This is a genomic window from Roseovarius salincola (assembly GCF_026891095.1).
Classification (GTDB): domain Bacteria; phylum Pseudomonadota; class Alphaproteobacteria; order Rhodobacterales; family Rhodobacteraceae; genus Roseovarius; species Roseovarius salincola.
In genome coordinates this window covers 39,461-58,666 of the sequence record NZ_JAPTNL010000003.1, presented here as the reverse complement: position 1 = coordinate 58,666, position 19,206 = coordinate 39,461, and the positions used below count along the sequence as shown (strand labels likewise).

At 65.4% G+C, this 19,206-nt stretch carries 16 protein-coding genes; 14 read left to right on the top strand and 2 right to left on the bottom strand.

Going from position 1 to position 19,206, the window contains the following annotated elements:
- Position 1: 1 nt before the first annotated feature.
- Genes N5A93_RS05240 through N5A93_RS05210 form a run of 7 tightly spaced genes read left to right on the top strand, consistent with a single transcriptional unit; the run spans position 2 to position 7,618 of the window.
- A complete protein-coding gene (locus tag N5A93_RS05240; protein ID WP_268954024.1) occupies positions 2-991 on the top strand; it encodes an ABC transporter ATP-binding protein in 990 nt (329 codons plus the stop codon).
- Positions 988-2,106 carry an ABC transporter ATP-binding protein gene (locus tag N5A93_RS05235; protein WP_268954023.1) on the top strand — a complete coding sequence of 373 codons (1,119 nt, stop codon included), beginning with the start codon at positions 988-990 and terminating at the stop codon, positions 2,104-2,106. The genes N5A93_RS05240 and N5A93_RS05235 overlap by 4 nt, the downstream gene beginning before the upstream one ends.
- Positions 2,106-2,741: a flavin reductase family protein gene (locus tag N5A93_RS05230; protein ID WP_268954022.1), complete on the top strand. Its 636-nt coding sequence runs from the start codon at positions 2,106-2,108 to the stop codon at positions 2,739-2,741. The genes N5A93_RS05235 and N5A93_RS05230 overlap by 1 nt, the downstream gene beginning before the upstream one ends.
- Positions 2,738-3,937, top strand: coding sequence for an amidohydrolase family protein (locus N5A93_RS05225; RefSeq protein ID WP_268954021.1), 1,200 nt, complete (start codon positions 2,738-2,740; stop codon positions 3,935-3,937). The genes N5A93_RS05230 and N5A93_RS05225 overlap by 4 nt, the downstream gene beginning before the upstream one ends.
- Complete coding sequence (locus tag N5A93_RS05220; RefSeq protein WP_268954020.1) at positions 3,937-5,427, top strand: amidohydrolase family protein; 1,491 nt, start codon at positions 3,937-3,939, stop codon at positions 5,425-5,427. The genes N5A93_RS05225 and N5A93_RS05220 overlap by 1 nt, the downstream gene beginning before the upstream one ends.
- Entirely contained in the window at positions 5,424-6,866 is a 1,443-nt protein-coding gene (locus N5A93_RS05215) for an amidohydrolase family protein (RefSeq protein WP_268954019.1), read from the top strand. Before N5A93_RS05220 ends, N5A93_RS05215 begins: the two co-directional genes overlap by 4 nt.
- The gene (locus tag N5A93_RS05210; protein ID WP_268954018.1) at positions 6,863-7,618 is read left to right on the top strand and encodes an aspartate/glutamate racemase family protein; all 756 of its coding nucleotides are present in this window, start codon (positions 6,863-6,865) and stop codon (positions 7,616-7,618) included. Before N5A93_RS05215 ends, N5A93_RS05210 begins: the two co-directional genes overlap by 4 nt.
- Positions 7,619-7,644: 26 nt before the next feature.
- On the opposite strand, the gene N5A93_RS05205 is transcribed toward N5A93_RS05210, so the two are convergent.
- Positions 7,645-8,325, bottom strand: a complete 681-nt coding sequence (locus N5A93_RS05205) for a GntR family transcriptional regulator (RefSeq protein WP_268954017.1) — start codon at positions 8,323-8,325, stop codon at positions 7,645-7,647.
- Between the two features lie 186 nt (positions 8,326-8,511).
- Between N5A93_RS05205 and puuE the strand changes: the two genes are divergently transcribed.
- The 7 genes from puuE (at position 8,512) to N5A93_RS05170 (ending at position 16,225) form a co-directional block, all read left to right on the top strand.
- Positions 8,512-9,705, top strand: coding sequence for an allantoinase PuuE (puuE, locus tag N5A93_RS05200; protein WP_268954275.1), 1,194 nt, complete (start codon positions 8,512-8,514; stop codon positions 9,703-9,705).
- A complete protein-coding gene (locus N5A93_RS05195; RefSeq protein ID WP_268954016.1) occupies positions 9,702-10,196 on the top strand; it encodes an ureidoglycolate lyase in 495 nt (164 codons plus the stop codon). Before puuE ends, N5A93_RS05195 begins: the two co-directional genes overlap by 4 nt.
- On the top strand, positions 10,193-11,032 hold the full coding sequence (locus tag N5A93_RS05190) for a bifunctional allantoicase/(S)-ureidoglycine aminohydrolase (RefSeq protein WP_268954015.1): 840 nt from the start codon (positions 10,193-10,195) through the stop codon (positions 11,030-11,032). The genes N5A93_RS05195 and N5A93_RS05190 overlap by 4 nt, the downstream gene beginning before the upstream one ends.
- Positions 11,033-12,173: 1,141 nt before the next feature.
- Positions 12,174-12,800, top strand: a complete 627-nt coding sequence (locus tag N5A93_RS05185; protein WP_268954014.1) for a hypothetical protein — start codon at positions 12,174-12,176, stop codon at positions 12,798-12,800.
- Between the two features lie 315 nt (positions 12,801-13,115).
- Entirely contained in the window at positions 13,116-13,724 is a 609-nt protein-coding gene (locus N5A93_RS05180) for a hypothetical protein (RefSeq protein WP_268954013.1), read from the top strand.
- Between the two features lie 278 nt (positions 13,725-14,002).
- The gene (locus tag N5A93_RS05175) at positions 14,003-15,193 is read left to right on the top strand and encodes a choice-of-anchor F family protein (protein WP_268954012.1); all 1,191 of its coding nucleotides are present in this window, start codon (positions 14,003-14,005) and stop codon (positions 15,191-15,193) included.
- Positions 15,194-15,334: 141 nt separating this feature from the next.
- Positions 15,335-16,225, top strand: coding sequence for a capsular polysaccharide synthesis protein (locus N5A93_RS05170; protein WP_268954011.1), 891 nt, complete (start codon positions 15,335-15,337; stop codon positions 16,223-16,225).
- 46 nt (positions 16,226-16,271) lie between these two features.
- Here the strand turns inward: N5A93_RS05170 and N5A93_RS05165 are convergent, their stop codons facing one another.
- On the bottom strand, positions 16,272-19,001 hold the full coding sequence (locus N5A93_RS05165) for a cation-transporting P-type ATPase (protein WP_268954010.1): 2,730 nt from the start codon (positions 18,999-19,001) through the stop codon (positions 16,272-16,274).
- Positions 19,002-19,206 lie beyond the last annotated feature (205 nt).

Here is a 19,206-nt window from a genome sequence, read left to right as displayed (position 1 = left end):
GATGACCGCACAATCAAACACTTCACCGCTGCTTGCGGTGCGCGATCTGTCGATCTGCTTCGATACCCGGCACGGGCCGTTGCGGGCGGTGGACGGGATCACCTTTGACCTGGCGCCGGGTGAAATCCTGGGCATGGTCGGTGAATCGGGGGCCGGGAAATCGCTGACCGGCACCGCCATCACCGGCCTGCTGGAGCGACCCGGGCGGATCGACCGCGGCGAGATCCGCTTTGAGGGCCAGCGGATCGACAACCTGCCCGCGGAAGCGATGCGCCGGTTGCGCGGCCGCAAGATCGGGGCGATCTTCCAGGACCCGCTGACCAGCCTGAACCCGCTGATGACGGTGGGGCAGCAGCTGATCCAGACGATCCGCACCCACATGAACCTGAGCCGGGAGGCCGCGCGCCGCCGCGCGATCGAGTTCCTGAGCGAGGTCGGCATTCCCGCGCCGGATGCGCGCATCGACCAGTATCCCCATCAGTTCTCGGGGGGGATGCGCCAACGGGTGGTGATCGCGCTGGCGCTGTGCGCCGAACCGTCGCTGGTGATCGCCGACGAGCCGACAACCGCGCTTGACGTGTCGATCCAGGCGCAGATCCTGGACCTTCTCAAGCGGATGTGCCGCGAGCATGGCGCGGCGGTGATCCTGGTGACCCATGACATGGGCGTGATCGCCGAGACCGCCGACCGGGTGGCGGTGATGTATTCGGGCCGCGTGGTCGAGATCGGGCCGGTGGAAAAGGTCGTGCGCGCGCCGCATCACCCCTACACCAAGGGGCTCATGCAATCGATCCCGCGCATCGGATCGAACGCCGAGCGCCTGACCCAGATCGACGGCGCGATGCCGCGCCTGACCGATCTGCCGGAGGGATGCGCGTTTCATCCGCGCTGTCCCCGGGCATTTGACGCCTGCAGGGCGGCGAAACCGGCACCAGTGCCGGTCGAGGGCGGCGCCGTCGCCTGTCACCTTTATCAGGGAGAACCGGCATGACAGTTGCGTCCACATCTTCCACATCCGCCAGCCCCTCAGCATCCCCGGCGACCTCTGCCTCTGGCGAATCCCTTCTGTCGCTGCGCGGACTGTCCAAGACCTTCGATTTGTCGCCGCCGCTGCTGAACCGCATGATCGAGCGCAAGGGCAAGAGCTTTCTGCGGGCGGTCGACGGGCTGGATATCGACATTCCGCGCGGCACGACCTTCAGCCTGGTGGGTGAATCGGGCTGCGGGAAATCGACCGTCGCCAAGCTGGTGGTCGGGCTGCACGCGGCCACGCGCGGAAAGATCCGGTTCGACGGCACCGATCTTACGGGGCTGCACGCCTCGGCGCGGGGGGCCTATCGCCAGCGTATCCAGATGATCTTTCAGGACCCTTACGCCAGCCTCAACCCGAGGTGGCGCGTGCGCGATATCATCGCCGAACCGCTGCGCAGTTTCTCGATCACATCGGGGCGCGCCGAGGAGCAGCGTGAGGTCGGCCGGCTGCTGGAGATGGTCGGCCTGTCGGCGCAGGACGGTGACAAGTTCCCGCACCAGTTTTCCGGCGGTCAGCGCCAGCGCATCTCGATCGCGCGGGCGATTTCGTCGAAACCCGATTTCCTTGTCTGCGACGAGCCCACATCGGCGCTGGACGTATCGGTGCAGTCGCAGGTTCTGAACCTGATGCGGGATTTGCAGGCCGAACTGGGGCTGACCTATCTGTTCATCAGCCATGATCTGGCGGTGGTGGATTTCATGTCCGATTATGTCGGCGTGATGTATCTGGGCCGCCTGGTCGAGGCAGGCCCGGCGCAGCGCATCTTCGAGGCCCCCGAGCATCCCTATACAAGGCTGCTGATGGACACCGTGCCCGACATCACCATGGCGCGGCGCGATCGCGTGCCCGTCACCGGCGAGGTGCCCAATCCGATCACGCCGCCGCCGGGATGTTCCTTCAACCCGCGCTGCCCGCTGGCCAGCGATATCTGCCGCGCGCAATCGCCTGAACTGGTGGCGCGCGAGGGCGGCACGCGGGTTGCCTGCCATGCGGTCACCGGCGCCGATGGCTCATCTGGCCGCCCCGCTGGCGCGGCGCACAGTCCGGGCGCACGTGCGCGGGGGGTTGCGTGATGGAGTTCGATTTCGAGCACCTGCCGCCACAGGACCGTTACCGCCTGCTGTGCAGTTTCGTGGCACCGCGCCCTATCGCGCTGGTCACGACGGCCAGCAAGGAGGGCGCGCCGAACGCCGCGCCGATGAGCTTTTTCAACGTGTTTTCGCAGGATCCGCCGATCGTGATCCTGGGCATCCAGACGCGCCCTGACGGGGTCGAAAAGGAGACGATGCGCAATATCCGGCGGTCGGGCGAGTTCGTGGTCAACCTGTGTGACATGGCCATCGCGCAGCAGATGGTCGATTGCGGGATCAATTTTCCCGACGACGTGGACGAGGTTTCGATGACCGGGATGAAACACGCGCCATCGCTGAAGATCGCGCCGCCAAGGGTGCGCGAGGCGCCCGCGTCGATGGAATGCCGCGTGTCGCAGATCATCGATTATCCGCGCCGCGCGATCGTGCTGGGCGAGGTGGTGCAGATGCATGTGCGCGAGACCTGTCTCGATGAGGCCGGGCGTTATGTGCGCGAGGATGTCTATCAGCCGGTGGCCCGGCTTCACGCGGATAATTACATCGTCTCGGACCGGCAATTCGTGCTGACCCCGAGTGCGGCCCTTGCGGGCGAAGACCAGACGAAGAGGCCGGCATGAGCAACGATATCCTGCTGCGCAACCTGCGCCCGTTCGGCGCTGGCGCCACCGATATGCTGATCCGGGGCGGGCGTATCGCGCGCATCGCCCCCGGCCTGCCCGCCGAGGACGGGCTGCCGGAGGAGGATTGCGGCGCTGCGATCCTGTTGCCGGGGCTGGTGGAGGCGCATACCCATCTGGACAAGACCCTGTGGGGCATGGGCTGGCGCGAGCATCAGGCCGGCCCGGCGCTGCGCGACAAGATCGACACCGAGCGCCGGTTGCGGCGCGAATGGGATATCGAGCCACATCGCCAGTCGATGCGCCAGGCGCTGTTGTCGCTGGGCCATGGATCGACCGCCATCCGCAGCCATGTGGACGTGGATACCGAGGTGGGGCTTGCCGGGATCGAGGGTGTCGCGGCGACGCGCGCGGCGCTGTCGGGTCAGGTCGATATCGAGATCGTCGCCTTTCCGCAATCGGGGCTGATGTCGCGCCCCGGCACGCTGGAATTGCTGGATGAGGCCTTGCGCGGCCCGGCGGATGTAGTCGGCGGGCTGGACCCTTGCGGTATCGATGCGGACCCCAAGGGGCAGCTTGATGCGGTTTTCGCGCTGGCCGAGAAGCACGGCAAGCCCATCGACATCCATCTGCACGAGCCGGGCGAGCTGGGCGCTTTCAGCATGGAGATGATCATCGCGCGCACCCGTGCCCATGCCATGCAGGGCAAGGTGACGATCAGCCATGCCTTTTGCCTGGGCATGCCCGACCGTGACCGGGCGCGCGCGCTGGTGGACGAGCTGGCCGAAGCGCGGATTCATGTGGCCACGGTGGCGACGCCGTCGCGCCCGGTGCCTTTGGCCGAGGATCTGCGCGCGGCGGGTGTGGTGCTGTGCGCCGGGTCGGACGGGATCCGCGATACATGGGGGCCTTATGGCAACGGCGACATGCTTGAGCGCGCGATGCTGCTGGGGTTGCGCAACAATCTGCGGGCCGACCGCGATGTCGAACATGCCTTGTGGTGTTGTTCCTGGGGTGGCGCGCAGGTGATGGGGCTTGACGGTTACGGCATCGAGGAGGGGTGCCGCGCCGATCTGGTGTTGGTCGGGGCCGAGAGCGTGACCCATGCGGTCGCCGCGCGCCCGCGGCGAAAGCTGGTGCTGAAGGCGGGGCGCGTCGTTGCGCGCGACGGTCAGGCGCTGAGCGAGGCGCCGTGATGGGACAGCACCGAGAGACGGGCCGCATCCTGATGCGGGCGGCATGGGTGGTCGGCCATGAGCAGGGCCGCCATGTCTTGATCCCCGATGGCGAGTTGGTGTTCGAGGATGGCGCGGTCATCTTTTGCGGGCATCGTTTCGAGGGCGAGGTGGCCGAGCGTCACGATTACGGCAGGGCGCTGATCGGGCCGGGTTTCGTGGACCTGGATGCGCTGGGCGATCTGGATACCACCGTGCTGGGGTTCGACAACCAGCCCGCCTGGAAGAAGGGGCGCGTCTGGCCGCGAAGTTACATGCAGGCCGGCCCGCGCGAGATGTATGCGCCCGAGGATCTGGTCTGGCAGAAGCATTATGCCTTCACGCGCCTGATCCGCAACGGTATCACCACGGCCCTGCCCATCGCCTCGCTGTTCTACCGCGAATGGGGCGAGACATGGGACGAGTTCGCAGGCGCCGCGGACGCCGCCGAGGCGCTGGGCCTGCGGGTCTATCTGGGGCCGGCCTATCGCAGTGGCAACACCTATGTCGCCGCGCCGGGCGAGATCGCGTTTCACTTTGACGAGGCGCGCGGGCTGGCGGGGCTGGAGCAGGCCGAACGCTTCTGCGCCGCTTTCGAGGGTCGCGCCGGGGGGCTGGTGCGCACCATGCTGGCGCCCGATCGGATCGAGACCTGCACCGGGGCGCTGCTCAGACGCAGTGCCGAGCTGTCGCGGGACATGGCGGTGCCGGTGCGCCTGCATTGCTGCCAGTCGGCGTTCGAGTATCAGAGCGTGCTGGACATGCATGGCAAGGGACCGCCCGAATGGCTGCGTGACATCGGGTTCCTGTCGGAGCGCGCGATCCTGCCGCATCTGACCTATATCGCCGGGGTGAACGGGATCGCGCATGATGCGCCTGACCTTGCGATCCTGGCCGAGAGCGGCGCGTCGCTGGCGCATTGTCCGCTGGTCATGGCGCGGGGCGGCACGATGCTGCGGGATTTCGCACGCTATCGCGATGCCGGCCTGCGGATCGGCATGGGCACTGATACCCATCCGCCCGACATGATCCTGAACATGCAGATCGGACTGATGACGGCCCGCATCGCCGCGGGTGATCCGCAGGCGGTGCGCGCGGGCGATCTTTACGACGCCGCCACACTGGGCGGGGCGGATGCGCTTGGGCGGCGGGACCTGGGGCGGCTGGAACCGGGCGCGCGCGCCGACATCACGGTGATCGGGCTGGATGACCCGGCCATCGGGCAGGTGATCGACCCGATCCAGACCTTGCTGCTGAACGGCGCGGGGCGCGACGTGCGCGATGTCGTGATCGACGGGCGTTTCGTCATGCAGGGGGGCGTCATTCCCGGCGTCGACCACCACGCCCTGCAAGCGGGCGCGCAGGCCCGTTTCGACGCCATGGTCGCCCAGTATCCCGACCGCACGCTGGACCACCCGCCGGTCGAAGAGATTTTCGAGCCGACCTATTCCATCAAGAAGGACCTTGCATGACCGACATTCTGATCCGCCACGCCACCGCGCTCACGCTCGACCCCGAGCGGCGTGTCATCGAGGATGCGGCGATCGCGGTCAAGGGCGATCGCATCGAAGCCATCGGGCGCGACAGCGAGCTGGCGTCGCTGGCCGAGACTGCCGCCGAGGTGATCGACGCGCGGGGGATGGCGGTCATTCCGGGGTTGATCGACTGCCATTCGCATGCGGGACACGGGCTTGTGCGCGCGCTGGGGGCGGGCGACGTGCAGGCCTGGTTCGGCGCCTGCGAGACACTTTACGCGGGCGGCACCGACGTCGGGTTCTGGCGCGCCGAAGCGCGCCTTTCGCTGCTGGAGCGGCTGATGGGCGGGGTCACGACCTGCGTCACCCTGCTGGGCGGAGGCGCCGATATCTACCGCACCGACGATCCCGCCTTTGGCGATGCGCATTGCGCGGCGACGCGCGAAAGCGGCCTGCGCACGATGCTGGCGGTGGGACCGGGGCGCGCGCCTTTCCCGCAGCAATATCGCGGGCCGGACGGCGCCGCGCGACCGCTGAGTTTCGAGCGTCAGCTCGAGGTCAGCGAGGATTTGATCGCGCGCCACAACGATATCCTGGAGCGGCGCACCGGCATCGGCCTTGTGATGCCCGTCTATGCCCCACCGGGAAAAGACCCGGCACCCGAACAGGATATCCGCACCATGAGCGACGCCGTCGCCGCGCTGCGCGCGCGCCACGGCGTTCTGTTCACTCAGGACGGCCACCGCGAGGGCAGTATCGCCTATGCCCATGCGCTGGGGCTGTTGGGACCATTCGCGCTGTTGTCGCATTCGGTCGACCTGACCGAGGCCGACATCGTGGCGCTGGAACAATCGCAAGCCGCCGTCGCCCACAACCCGAGCGCGATCATGTCGATCCTCGGCCGCTGTCCTGCCCCCGAGATGATCGGGCGCGGCATCTGCGTCGCGCTGGGCTCGGATGCGGCGGCGCCGGACCGGGGTTACGACATGTTCCGGCACATGGCCCAGGCGATGCATTATCACCGCCGCCATTTCGCCGATCCGTCGGTCCTGCCGGAAGGCAAGGTGCTGGAGATGGCGACGATCGACGCCGCGAAAGCGCTGGGGCTGGAGGATGATCTTGGATCGCTCGAGGCGGGCAAGAAGGCAGATATCGTGATGGTCGACATGCGCAAGCCGCATATGACGCCTTCGACGATGCCGCTGCACGCACTGACCCATTTCGCCAACGCGGCGGATGTGGACACGGTGATCGTCGACGGGCGCATCGTGATGCGCGCGCGGGCGGTCGAGACGTTGGATCCCGAAGCGGTGATGCAGGAGGCGACGCAAGCCGCCGAACAGGCCATAAGCGATGCAGGTCTGGGTGACCTGCGCGCCGAACCGTCGGGGCTGTGGCGAAACGCACGAAACCCGGCAGGGAGGCGCAGGGCATGAAACTTCTGGTCGTGAACCCCAACACAACGGCGTCGATGACGGCGAAGATCGGCAAGGCCGCCGAAGCCGTTGCGCGCCCCGGCACGCAGATCATCGCAACCCAGCCCCGCAGCGGCCCGGCCAGCATCCAGGGCTTTCATGATGTCGCCAACAGCCTGCATGGCCTGCTGAAAGTGGCCGAACGCAACCTCGATGCCGATGCGGTTGTCGTTGCCTGTTTCGACGATACCGGGGTCGATGCGCTGCGCTGCATGTTCGACGGGCCGGTGATCGGCATCGGCGAGGCGGCCTTTCACGCCGCCAGCATGATCTCCTGCCGCTTTTCGGTCGTCACCACGCTGTCGCGCTCGCTGCCGGGACTGCGCGACAACCTGGAGCGTTACGGGCTGTCGCGGCGTTGTGCCAGCATCCGGGCGACGGATGTGCCGGTTCTGCAACTTGAAAGCGACGGTGCGGGCGCCGAGGCGCTGATCGCCGCCGAGATCGGCGATGCGGTGGAACGCGATGGCGCGGATGCGATCGTGCTGGGCTGCGCGGGGATGGCCGATCTCAATGACAGGCTGTCACGCCGTTTCGGGCTGCCGGTGATCGACGGGGTCTCTTGCGCGGTGACGATGGCGGAGGCCCTTGTCGCGGCGGGGCTGTCCACGTCGAAGGCCGGCGGCTATACCGGCGCCGCGCGCGGGCGCCTTGCGCAAGAGCAAGAACCCGCGCCGGACGCGACAGGGCAGGCCCGCTCCGCCGCCACCTGAACCGGCGTGCGCAAGGGGGCAGTTTTTCAGCCCTCGCTGGGTTGCAGAATGAACGAGAGCGGCCCGATCCGCGGTGACTGGGAGCCGAATTCGATCTCGTTCTCGATATGGCGCAAGTGGTGATCCACCAGGTCCTGGGCGCGGGCTTCGTCGCGCGCCGCGATGCTGTCGACGATATGTCGATGTTCGTCATCGGCGCAGAGACTGGCCTTGTTGGTTCCGTAAAGCCCGATGATCAGCGAGGTGCGCATGGTGAGTTCCGAGAGGTATTTTTCAAGCACCGAGTTCCGGCCGATCCGGGCCAGAAGCATGTGAAAGGCGCGCGAGGCGCGGATCGCCTTGGGGCGGTCGTTTTCCTGGCGCACCGCGTCCTCATGCGTCAGATGCGCGCGCAGGGCGGCAAGGTCGGCATCGTCTGCGCGGCGCACCACGTTACGGATGATCGTGGCCTCGATGGCGCGGCGCGCCTGAAAAATGTCGCGCGCCTCGTCCTCGGAGGGGGTCGAGACGAAGGCCCCGCGATTGGGGATCAGGTCGACGACCTGGTAGGCGGAAAGTGTCGCCAGCGCGCGGCGCACATGGGCGCGGTTGCAGGAGAAAAGATCGCTGAGCGCCTGTTCGCCCAGCTTGGTCCCGGCGCGCAGTCGCTGATCCGAGATCGCGTCGAGCACATGTTCGACGATCATGCTTTCCTGTGTTTCGGACATGGAACACTCCACAAGATGGTTACCTCTGAAACCTACAGGTTTCTTCACCCAGATCGACACAAAATAATTGTTTGTTTATTTTGTTAACAATATATACTGAAGCGGTCTTGAAGGAAAGGGCCAAAGCTGTGCCCGACGACAGGCGCGACAGGGAGCAAAGCCATGACGCAGGGCGATGACGCAGAGATGAACCGCTACCCGAGGGACATGCGCGGTCACGGCCCCAAGCCGCCTGATCCGCAATGGCCTGGCGGCGCCAGGATCGCCCTGCAATTCGTCGTCAACTATGAAGAGGGCGGCGAGAATTGCGTGCTGCACGGCGATCCGGCCTCGGAAGCGTTCCTGTCGGATATTCCCGGTGCCGCGCCCTGGCCCGGGCAGCGCCACTGGAACATGGAATCGATTTATGATTACGGCGCGCGCGCCGGGTTCTGGCGGCTGCACCGCCTGTTCACCGAGGCGGGCATCGCGCCGACGGTCTACGGGGTCGCCTCGGCGCTGGCGCGCAACCCCGAGCAGGTGGCCGCCATGCAGGACTCGGGCTGGGAGATCGCCAGCCACGGGCTGAAATGGATCGAGCACAAGGACATGCCAGAGAACGAGGAGCGCGCCGCCATCGCCGAGGCCGTGCGCCTGCACCGGGAGGTCGTGGGCGCGCGCCCGTGCGGCTGGTACACAGGGCGATGCAGCGCCAACACCGTGCGGCTGGTCGCCGAGGAGGGGGGCTTTGATTATGTGTCGGATTGCTATGACGACGATCTGCCTTACTGGCGGGCCTTCGGGCAGCGCGACCAGTTGATGATCCCCTACACGCTGGAGGCCAATGACATGCGGTTCGCCGCTGCGCCGGGCTGGGTGACGGGGGGCGATTTCGAGGCTTATCTGACGGATGCGTTCGACACGCTTTATGCCGAGGGGCAGGCGGGCGCCCCAAAGATGATGACCGTGGGCCTGCATTGCCGCCTGATCGGGCGACCCGGCAGGATCGCCGGGCTGAAGCGGTTTCTGGCGCATGTGCGGCGTCACGAGGGCGTCTGGTGCCCGCGCCGGATCGACATCGCGCATCATTGGGCGCGCGTGCATCCGCCTGCGCGCGCCGAGCGTCCGAGCGCGATGCAAAGGGAGCGCTTTGTCGCGGCCTTCGCGCCGGTGCTCGGCCCCGGCGCATGGCTGGCCGAGAGCGCCTGGGCGCTGGAGCTTGGCCCGGCGCATGACAGCGCGGTGGGCCTGCACAGCGCGTTTTGCCGGGCCTTGCGCCGGGCCGGACCAGAGGCGCGCGCGGCGCTGGCCGCGGCCAGCGCGGGAACGTTGCCGGTCGATGCCGCCTGCGAGGGGTTCGAACGCGCGCTGCTGGCGCGGCTGAAGGACGTGCTGCCATGAGCGGCGCGCTGCTGGCCGAGCCGCTGACGGCGCAGGCTTTCGCGCCTTTCGGCGATGTGATCGAAACGGACGGCGCGCCGGACATGCTGATCAACCAGGGCCTGTGCGGCAGGTTTCACGACCGCGCGCGGCTGGATTTCAGCGATGGGCGCGCGGGTTTGAGCCTGTTCGACGCGGAGGCGCGCAGATGGCCCTGCCGTATCGCGATGATGGAGCGCCACCCTCTGGGAAGTCAGGCCTTCGTGCCGTTGGACGGCGTGGCGATGCTGGTCAGCGTTGCTTTGGACGACGGCGGGCGCCCCGGTGCGCCGCGCGCCTTCCTGAGCCGTCCCGGACAGGTCGTGAACCTGCTGCGCGGCACATGGCACGGTGTGCTGGCGCCGATAGGCGCGCGTGGCCGCTTTGCTGTGATCGACAGGATCGGCCCCGGCGACAACCTTGAGGAATACTGGTTCAAGACCCCCCTGACCGTGGAAGGACCCCAGCCATGAGCGAGCGAAGCTACCATGCCCCGCAAGGCGGCCTGCCGCCGCAAAGCCAGCTTCTGAGCGGGCGCGCGGTCTTTACCGAGGCCTACGCGGTCATTCCGGGCACCACCATGACCGATATCGTCGCGAGTTTTCTGCCGTTCTGGGAGAAGGCGCGGTTCTGGGTGCTGGCCCGGCCCTTGTCGGGCTTTGCCGAGACATTCTCGCAATATATCGCCGAGCTTCAGCCCGGTGGCGGCAGCGATCGCCCCGACAGCGCGCCGGGGGTCGAGGCGGCGCTGTTCGTCCTGGAGGGCAAGCTGGCCCTGACCATCGAGGGGGTCGACCACGACATGCAGCCGGGCGGTTTCGCCTATATCCCGCCCGGCGCGCGCTGGCGGGCCAGGAACACCGGCAGCGCCCCGGTGCGCTTTCACTGGATCCGCAAGTCATATCAGGCTGTCGAGGGGATCGCCCCGCCCGAGGCGCTGGTCACCAACGAGTCCAGGATCGAACCCACCCCGATGCCGGGGACCGAAGGGCGCTGGAGCACGACCCGCTTTGTCGACCCCGAGGACATGCGTCATGACATGCATGTGACCATCGTCACCTTCGCGCCCGGCGCGGTGATCCCCTTTGCCGAGACCCATGTGATGGAACACGGGCTATACGTGCTGGAGGGCAAGGGCGTTTACCGGCTCAATCAGGATTGGATCGAGGTCGAAGCCGGGGATTTCATGTGGCTGCGCGCGTTTTGCCCGCAGGCCTGCTATGCTGGTGGGCCGGGGCCATTCCGCTATCTGCTTTACAAGGATGTGAACCGGCATATGCCGCTTGGCCCGTGGCCCGCGCCGCGCTGAGAACAGCCGCGGCCCATGACCGCGGAAATCGCGGCGCAGGATGCTTCCAGGCCGCGCATCAGCATTGCTTTTTTCCTTGATTTTCAATGTCGTTCCCTCCCTGCACAAGCCTTTGCCCAGAGGTGAGAGAATCTATGCCGCCGGAGAGGCGGGAGATACGAGTCCCGTCAGAACCCGGAATTCCGCCTCCCGGCGCACCCTCACGGACGGTACAAATCGTCCGTTTTGTACGCCGCTTTCGTACCGGATCCGGCCCGGACCGGTGCGTCTTGGTACAAAACCCGCGATCCCCCTTGGCGGCGCGTCCCTTTGCCGATGGCCCAGTGCGTCATCGGGAGCAACGCGCGAAACGGTAAACGCCCTTTAATCACTCGCTGTTGAAACTTATCCCAGAAGTTGGTGGGCGGCCTTGATGCACAATTTTCGTGAATTCCTCCGCCATGGTGGCGCAGGCCAGTATGTCGCCACCCGGCAGAACGGCGCATCATGAGATTGTCGCGCAGCCATCGCGATAAAGGCGCTCTTTCCCGGGCATGCCGATCTGCGTGTCGATTTTCCGGACCGACCGGCCCGTGTCAACGCCGTGGGCGGGTAGCGCCGGTCCGGCGCGAGGTCCGCCAGGATGAACCGCTCAAAGAACGTCCGCTCCCCGTCCGACATCAGGCCTCGTGCCAAGCTGGTCTCCCCACCAGGTGTCAGCCTGAATCATGCCTGCACCGCGATGGGGATCCGTTCTGTCATCGCGACCTGGCCCGATCAGGCGGTGATGACATCAATCAGCAGGCTGCTTGCCGAATATCGGTTACGGCGGCACGCCCTGAATCGAGCCTGTCGGTTCACCGGCCCAATGTTTCAATTCACGCATAATCTGCCATTCCGCACCTTATCTGTGCGCTTTCGCACAAAACATGGTTTCAGTGTAAGTCATTGATAGTAATATTTTTTAATGAAAGTAACCAATTTCAGTCGCCTCTGCGTGATCCAGATGCCGCACGGTTCTCACAGACCTGTGCGTCTGCGTGAGCGGGTTTTCACTTCGCTTGTGAGGGCATTTCCTCAGAGGCGTTTTGGCGCCACTTTGATAGTCAGACGAGCGGGAGTGTTCCTGCCGCCTTACTGCAAACGGTTCCGCGTGGACCACATGAAAATGGAGGATATTACAATGCTTACAACGAAATTCTTCGCCCTGATCGCCGCAACTGCAATCCCCGCCCTTGCCTCGGCTCAGACGGTTTCGTCGGATGCGACAGCTCAGGCTGCGCAGCTGAAATCAGCAACCGCGTCGGTAACGGAATTCGACCAATATGCCGCTGGCGAACTGAACCCCGGTGATCGCAAGGGTGTCATCTACAACGGCGAGCTCAACCCGGGTGACCGCGAGGGCGTCATCTACAATCAAGGCATCCGGTCGTTCGATATCGCCGGTGGCGAACTGAACCCCGGTGATCGCAAGGGTGTCATCTACAACGGCGAGCTCAACCCGGGCGACCGCGAGGGCGTCATCTACAATCAAGGCACCCGGTCGTTCGATATCGCCGCTGGCGAACTGAACCCCGGTGATCGCAAGGGTGTCATCTACAACGGCGAGCTCGACCCGGGCGACCGCGAGGGCGTGATCTACAATCAAGGCATCCGGTCGTTCGATATCGCCGCTGGCGAACTGAACCCCGGTGATCGCAAGGGTGTCATCTACAACGGTGAGCTCAACCCGGGTGACCGCGAGGGCGTCATCTACAATGTCGATCATGTTGTGATCGACATTGCCTGAGCGCTACTTTCAAGCCCAATCAACGCGGCGCCTCAGTGTGCCGCGTTTTTCTGTGCGACAGGTGCGAGAGACATTCATTGAGCTCCTATGTCCGCTTTTTGCCTGATCGCGCAGCATCCGTATCTTTTTCTTTCTGAACCATATGTTCTTGGCCGATACCGGCCCGTCTCTGGGAGGTGGGATGTTGCCGGGGGGAGAAAGCCGGGAAAGGGGCATGGAACCGGCGCGGCCACCTTGCGTTGGGCGGATGGAAGGGCCGTGATCAGGCGGCTCTTGCAGGAATACACGCGAAGCAGACGAAAAAGGAGAGACCTCATGTCCTTCCGCAAAATGGCCCTTGCAACGATTCTGACGACCGCGAACGCGGTGTCGGTTCATGCCCTTGAAGCTGGTGAAAACGATGCTGCCGAAGCGGGCGCGTCGGTTGGCGGCGTTGGCGCCGAGGCCGATGCGGGTGCCGGCGTCAGTGCTGGCGCCAGTGTCGGCGCCGGTGGCAGTTCCAATGCCGATGCCGATGCCGATGCCGATGCCGGTGTCGGTGGTGGCGCCGGAATGGGGGGCACGGCCAACCTTGGCGCCAAGTCGCCATCGGACAGTTCCGAAACCTCGGGCGCCATCAAATCTGAGACCGGGGCCGCCGCAGAGGCGATGGGCGGTCTGAATGAGGGCACGGCGATCATGTCCGCCGACGGGCAGGTGATCGGCAGGGTCGATGCCACCCGCGAGGCGGAAGACGGGCGCAGGCAGGCGGTGATCTCGGTCGACGAAAGCGCCGATCTGGCCGCGAGCCGGATCGCGGTTGACCTGCGCAGCCTCGAGCAGGCTTCGACGGGCACGGTCGAATACGCGCTGAGCCTGGCCGAGCTGCGCTCGAGCGTGAACGCCAGTGTGAACGCCAACGCCAATGCCGACATGAACGACTGAACCTGCATGTCATGACCCTGCCGGACCCTTCCCGGCGGGCGTTGAGCGCGAGCGGCAGCCGACCTCCCACGGCTGCCGCTTTTTCGTTCGCTGAACGGGCGGGCGCGGGTATGGCCGGCATATACATATCAGAACTTGAATGTTGACTTGGATCGGGGAACTGGTCAGATAAACATGCGAAAATTTTTATGTGTTCACGTTTTTCGAGTGCCTTGCCGTTCTTTTATTGCTGGCAATTTATTGAATTAAAACATCATTTCCTTGGGGGGATTGTAAAAATGATAACGAGAATCAAACTGAAATCCGCGCTGCTTATGACCGCTGTTGCCTGTTTGCCGTCGCTGGCGGGGGCCGCGACGATCACCAGTTGGGATACAAGCAATGTCGATGTTGGCGATCCGGTCGTGGCTGACGGTGACAACGATGCCAGCGTGATCTACCAGGGCGATCCGGCGACGGCGACCTCGAATGCGCAAATCTATTACGAAGCGCCGGAAGCGGATACGCCGGGACTGGAAGTTCAGCAGCTCGGCTATACCGCGCAGGGCGAGTCATTCGACGGATGTATCCTTGCGACCAGCGGAACCACCTGTGACGGGCCGTTCCAGAGCGGCAAGCGCTTCAAGCAGCAATTGACGGATACCGGTCCGGTCGATCTGGTCTTCAATGTCGATCCGGACGCCAATGGCCTTTCGGACAGCACCGAGGGCTCGGTCTATCAGGTGTTCCAGCGTCTCGTGAACCTGACGGGTGAGGTCATTCACGACGTTTCGGTCGAGCTGGGTTTTGGTGTCGGCGACGCGTTCCAGCAATCGGCCGATAACGACGGGTTGTCTTTCGCGAATGTCGGGCTGGGGCCGAACGATCTCAAGGCGTTCACGCAATATCCCTTCGGTCTGTTCGGCGATGCGGAGAACAACAAGAACTTCACGCTGGACGGGTTCTTCGACAATGCGCGCTCAGGGTTTTCGCTCGACACGTCGGACGAGGACATGCTTGTCAGCACGGGTATCTATGGCGCCTATGCGGAGCTGTTCGGCGGTGCGTGGCTGTCTCAGGAAATGGCCCCGGCGGGGTTGCTGTGGGATGACGACGCGGATGCGACCACCGATGCGCTGGTCATGGCCTGGTTCGATGAAGAGGCGGGGCTTTGGGAGGCGCTGCGCACGGTTGTGGATGGCGAAGCGGTCAGCAGTCTTGACGACCCGATCTACAAGGCGACGCTTGAAGAATTTGAGGAGCTTTGGGGTGTCAGCCTCGAAGAGGAGCCGCTCATCGAGGACCTTGCCAACCTCAACTTCAACTACGGGATCTTCCTTTCGGATCAGTTTGCGGGCGACAGTTTCACGCTGCGCGTGACGACGACCACCGCGCCGATCCCCCTGCCGGCCTCGGCGGTGTTCCTGCTGGGCGGGCTCGGTGTGCTGGGGTCGATGCGGTTGCGCAAGTCACGCAAACCGGCGGCCTGATCCGGGCTGAAGGCCATTGAAAGCGCGGGCGCGTGATGCGCCCGCGCACAGGTTTGGCGCAACCTCGCGACAACGACGGTTGAAAGGTGATGCGCAAAGCGGCATGCTTTCCGCATTGTTTTATTGATGGAAAGCGACCCATTGCGAAAGAGAATTGGACAGGTCCTGCGCAGGGCGCGCACCATCGCGCGCTGGGCGGTCACGGAGTTTCCCAGAGCGCCGGGTCTGGAGGTCTACACTCGCTACATCGACCGGGACAATCGCGCACTGACCGCGCGTCTTCGCGGCGGGGGTGAAGCGGCATGGCAGGATTACACGGCGCGGTATCGCGGCTGGGACATTCCGAAGATCATATGGATCTACTGGGGCCAGGGCGAGGATCAGGCGCCCTACCTTGTGCAAAGATGTATCGAATCCTGGCGCGAGCGGAATCCCGGCTGGGATGTGCGGGTGCTGGATCGGGACGGGGTTGCGAAATATGCGGACGGTCTGGAGTCTCTGGAGTCGCTGCCGCGCCGCTTCACGGCGAACCTGTTGCGGCTGCATTTACTGGCGCGTCATGGTGGGGTCTGGGCGGATGCGACGACGCTCTGTCACAGGCCGCTTGATGCGTGGCTGCCGCTGATCGCCGGGCAGACCGGGTTCTTCGTGTTCCGTGGCCCCCATCATGACAGGTGGTTGGATAACTGGTTCATTGCCGCCCATCCGCAAAACGAGCTGATCAATGAATGGGCGCAGCATTATCGCCGATATGTCAGCGGATTGCGTGCTAAGCCGGACAAGTATTTCATGACGGTCTACCTGTTCCAGTGGATGGTGCTCAAGCGCAAGGCGCTTCGTCATGCGTTTCGCTCGACCGGGGCGCTGCCTGCGGTGCCGGCGTTTTTCCTTCAGGCGTATCTCGAGGAGAACAGCGACGCGCAGCCCTTCTTGAGCGCATACGAGAAGGGCTTCCCGCTCAGCAAGCTGAACTGGAAGGCCCCGATCCCCGAAGCGGAACTGAGAAACCGTCTGGACGATCTGAAGGTCTAGGCGGGCGCATTGGCGGGCCGCGCTGTGCGTCCGGCGCCAGCCTGTGTCAGCGCGGGGGCAGATCGCGCGGTGGCGGTTTTCGGAACGCCAGCCGCATCTGTTTCTCCGTTTCGATCAGGGCGAAGAAGACCACCCCGACGGCGAGGATCAACAGCCCGTCGCGCAGCGGCACGCCTTGCGTGCCGAAGGCGAACTGCAGGGGCGGCAGGTAGGTGATGGCGAATTGCGCCGCCGTGACCGCGATGACGCAGATCCACACGACCCGCGTGCCCCGTGCCGCCGCCCAGGTGAGCGATGTGCCGTGGATGTTGCGGATGTAGAAGAGATAGACGATCTGAAGCACCACCAGCGTATTCATCGCGATGGTGCGCGCCAGCGGCGCGGGGTAGCCCCGGTCGATGGCATAGAAATACATTCCGAACACCGCCAGAAGAATGAAGGTCGAGACCAGCGCGATCTGCCAGATCAGCGCGCCGGTCAGCAAGGCTTCGCCGCGCGGGCGGGGCGGGCGGCGCATGGTGCCGGGTTCGGAGGGTTCGAAGGCCAGCGCGAGACCCAGCGTCACGGCGGTGATCAGGTTGACCCAGAGGATCTGCACGGCGGTGATCGGCAGCGCCATGCCCGCGAACAGCGCCACGATGATGGTCATCGCCTCGCCCGCATTGGTGGGCAGGGTCCAGCTGATCACCTTCTTGATATTGTCATAGACCGTGCGTCCCTCGCGCACGGCCGCCGCGATGGAGGCGAAATTGTCGTCGGCGAGCACCAGTTCGGCGGCTTCCTTGGCGGCTTCGCTGCCCTTGAGCCCCATGGCGATCCCGGCATCGGCGCGCTTGAGGGCGGGGGCGTCGTTCACCCCGTCGCCGGTCATCGCCACGGTCAGGCCCCGCGATTGCAGCGCCGTGACGAGGCGCAGCTTGTGCGCGGGCGAGGTGCGCGCGAAGATATCCGCCGACAGCGCCGCGTCGGCCAGCGCGGCATCGTCCATCGCATCGACATCGGCGCCGGTCAGCACGCGGTCATGGTTCCTGAGGCCGATCATTTCCGCGATGGCGCGGGCGGTCGCGGCATGGTCGCCGGTGATCATCTTGACCCGGATTCCGGCGGAATGGCATTCGGCCACGGCTTCGATCGACTCGGCGCGGGGCGGGTCGATCAGGCCCACGAGCCCGATCAGGGTGAGCTGTGACTGAAGCGTTGCGGCATCCAGTTCGCTGCAATCGGGCGCCACCTCGCGCGTGGCCAGAGCGATGACCCGCTGGCCTTGGGCGGCGAGGGACTGGAGCGCGGCATCCCAGCGCGCTTCGTCGAGCGGTTCGCGCCCGCCCTGCGCGCTGCGCTGGTCGCGGCAAAGCGCCAGAACGGCCTCGGGCGCGCCCTTTACATGGATGCGCGAGAGGCGCGCCGCCGGGTCGTGATCGAGCGTCGCCATGTAACGATGCGCGGCATCGAACGGGATGGCGTCGCGGCGTGTCCAGCCGGTGAGGGGCGCAGCACCGTCGCCGGTGATCTTGCCCGCCAGCGCCAGCAGAGCGCCTTCCATCGGGTCGCCTTCCACATGCCAGCCGGTGTCATCCCCGCCGTGCAGCACCGCGTCGTTGCAAAGCCCGGCAGCGCGCGCGAATTCGGCCAGCACAGGATGTTGCGCCGGGTCGGCCCTGGCATCTTCAAGATGCAGTGCGCCGTGGGGCGCATAGCCCTCGCCCCTGACGGAATAGACGCCGTCGGGCGCCGCGAGCGCGGCGGCCATCATCTCGTTGCGGGTCATGGTGCCGGTCTTGTCCGAGCAGATCACCGAGACCGAGCCGAGCGTCTCGATGGCGGGAAGGCGGCGCACGATGGCGTTGCGCCGGGCCATGGCCTGCACCCCGACGGCCAGCGTGATCGTCAGCACAGCGGGCAGACCCTCGGGGATCGCCGCGACCGAGAGGCCGACCACGGCCATGAACAGATCGCCAAAGGCCATGTGGCCGACGAAATAGCCATAGACCAGAAGTGCGCCCACCATGATCAGGATGAAGATGGTCAGCCAGCGCGCGAAGCGGTCCATCTGCGCCACGAGCGGGGTGGTCAGCGCCTGCACATCGCCCAGCATGCCGCTGATATGGCCGATCTGGGTATCGGCCCCGGTGCCCGCGACGACGCCGCGCCCTGTGCCCGCCGCGATCAGCGTGCCCGAGAACAGCATCGGGCTGCGATCGCCGATGGCGGCCTTTGCGGCGACGGGCGCGGTTCCCTTGTCGACGGGAACGGATTCGCCGGTCAGGATCGCCTCTTGCGCCTTGAGCCCCCGCGTGTGGATCAGCCGCAGATCGGCGGGCACCTTGTCGCCCGCCTCGAGGAGCACGATGTCGCCGGGGACGAGGTCGGCCGCGTCGATGCTGACCCGGCGCCCGTCGCGCAGCACGGCCGAGCGCGGCGCGAGCATCCCGCGGATCGCGGCCATGGCCTGTTCGGCGCGCCCTTCCTGGACATAGCCGATCACCGCGTTGACGATCACCACCGCGAGGATCACGCCGGTATCCACCCAATGCTGAAGCGCCGCCGTGACCAGCGCCGCAGCGATCAGCACATAGATCAGCACATTGTGGAAATGCGACAGAAACCGCAGGAAGGCGCTGCGCCGGGGCGGTTCGGGCAGGCGGTTGGGGCCATGGTTGGCAAGCCGCGTGCCGGCCTCGTCGCCCGAGAGACCATCGGGATGGCTGCGCAGATGCGCGAGCGCCTCATCCTGCGAGAGGGCGTGAAACGCGGGGTCAGGGGTATCCAGTGTCATGCAAATGGTGTGGCCGATGTTGCGCCTGTCATCAAGAACAAGCGCCTCCCGGAGCATGAAGAAAAGGGCACAACATGAATAAAGGGGGCCATGAAGGCCCCCTTTTCACGCTCCAAAACTCTGGACCCTCAATATTCATACGACTCGCTGACTATGCGAACGTATAGGTCAGATGGGGCTTTCGAGGAAGGGGAAGTTTTCGCGC

Bases quoted from the DNA above. Each gene is read 5' to 3' on its own strand.
- N5A93_RS05220 (WP_268954020.1), top strand. From the start codon at position 3,937: ATGGGACAGCACCGAGAGACGGGCCGCATCCTGATGCGGGCGGCATGG.
- N5A93_RS05180 (WP_268954013.1), top strand. From the start codon at position 13,116: ATGTCCTTCCGCAAAATGGCCCTTGCAACGATTCTGACGACCGCGAAC.
- puuE (WP_268954275.1), top strand. From the start codon at position 8,512: ATGAACCGCTACCCGAGGGACATGCGCGGTCACGGCCCCAAGCCGCCT.
- N5A93_RS05225 (WP_268954021.1), top strand. From the start codon at position 2,738: ATGAGCAACGATATCCTGCTGCGCAACCTGCGCCCGTTCGGCGCTGGC.
- N5A93_RS05165 (WP_268954010.1), bottom strand. From the start codon at position 19,001: ATGACACTGGATACCCCTGACCCCGCGTTTCACGCCCTCTCGCAGGAT.
- N5A93_RS05230 (WP_268954022.1), top strand. From the start codon at position 2,106: ATGGAGTTCGATTTCGAGCACCTGCCGCCACAGGACCGTTACCGCCTG.
- N5A93_RS05240 (WP_268954024.1), top strand. From the start codon at position 2: ATGACCGCACAATCAAACACTTCACCGCTGCTTGCGGTGCGCGATCTG.
- N5A93_RS05175 (WP_268954012.1), top strand. From the start codon at position 14,003: ATGATAACGAGAATCAAACTGAAATCCGCGCTGCTTATGACCGCTGTT.
- N5A93_RS05235 (WP_268954023.1), top strand. From the start codon at position 988: ATGACAGTTGCGTCCACATCTTCCACATCCGCCAGCCCCTCAGCATCC.
- N5A93_RS05210 (WP_268954018.1), top strand. From the start codon at position 6,863: ATGAAACTTCTGGTCGTGAACCCCAACACAACGGCGTCGATGACGGCG.
- N5A93_RS05195 (WP_268954016.1), top strand. From the start codon at position 9,702: ATGAGCGGCGCGCTGCTGGCCGAGCCGCTGACGGCGCAGGCTTTCGCG.
- N5A93_RS05185 (WP_268954014.1), top strand. From the start codon at position 12,174: ATGAAAATGGAGGATATTACAATGCTTACAACGAAATTCTTCGCCCTG.
- N5A93_RS05190 (WP_268954015.1), top strand. From the start codon at position 10,193: ATGAGCGAGCGAAGCTACCATGCCCCGCAAGGCGGCCTGCCGCCGCAA.
- N5A93_RS05215 (WP_268954019.1), top strand. From the start codon at position 5,424: ATGACCGACATTCTGATCCGCCACGCCACCGCGCTCACGCTCGACCCC.
- N5A93_RS05205 (WP_268954017.1), bottom strand. From the start codon at position 8,325: ATGTCCGAAACACAGGAAAGCATGATCGTCGAACATGTGCTCGACGCG.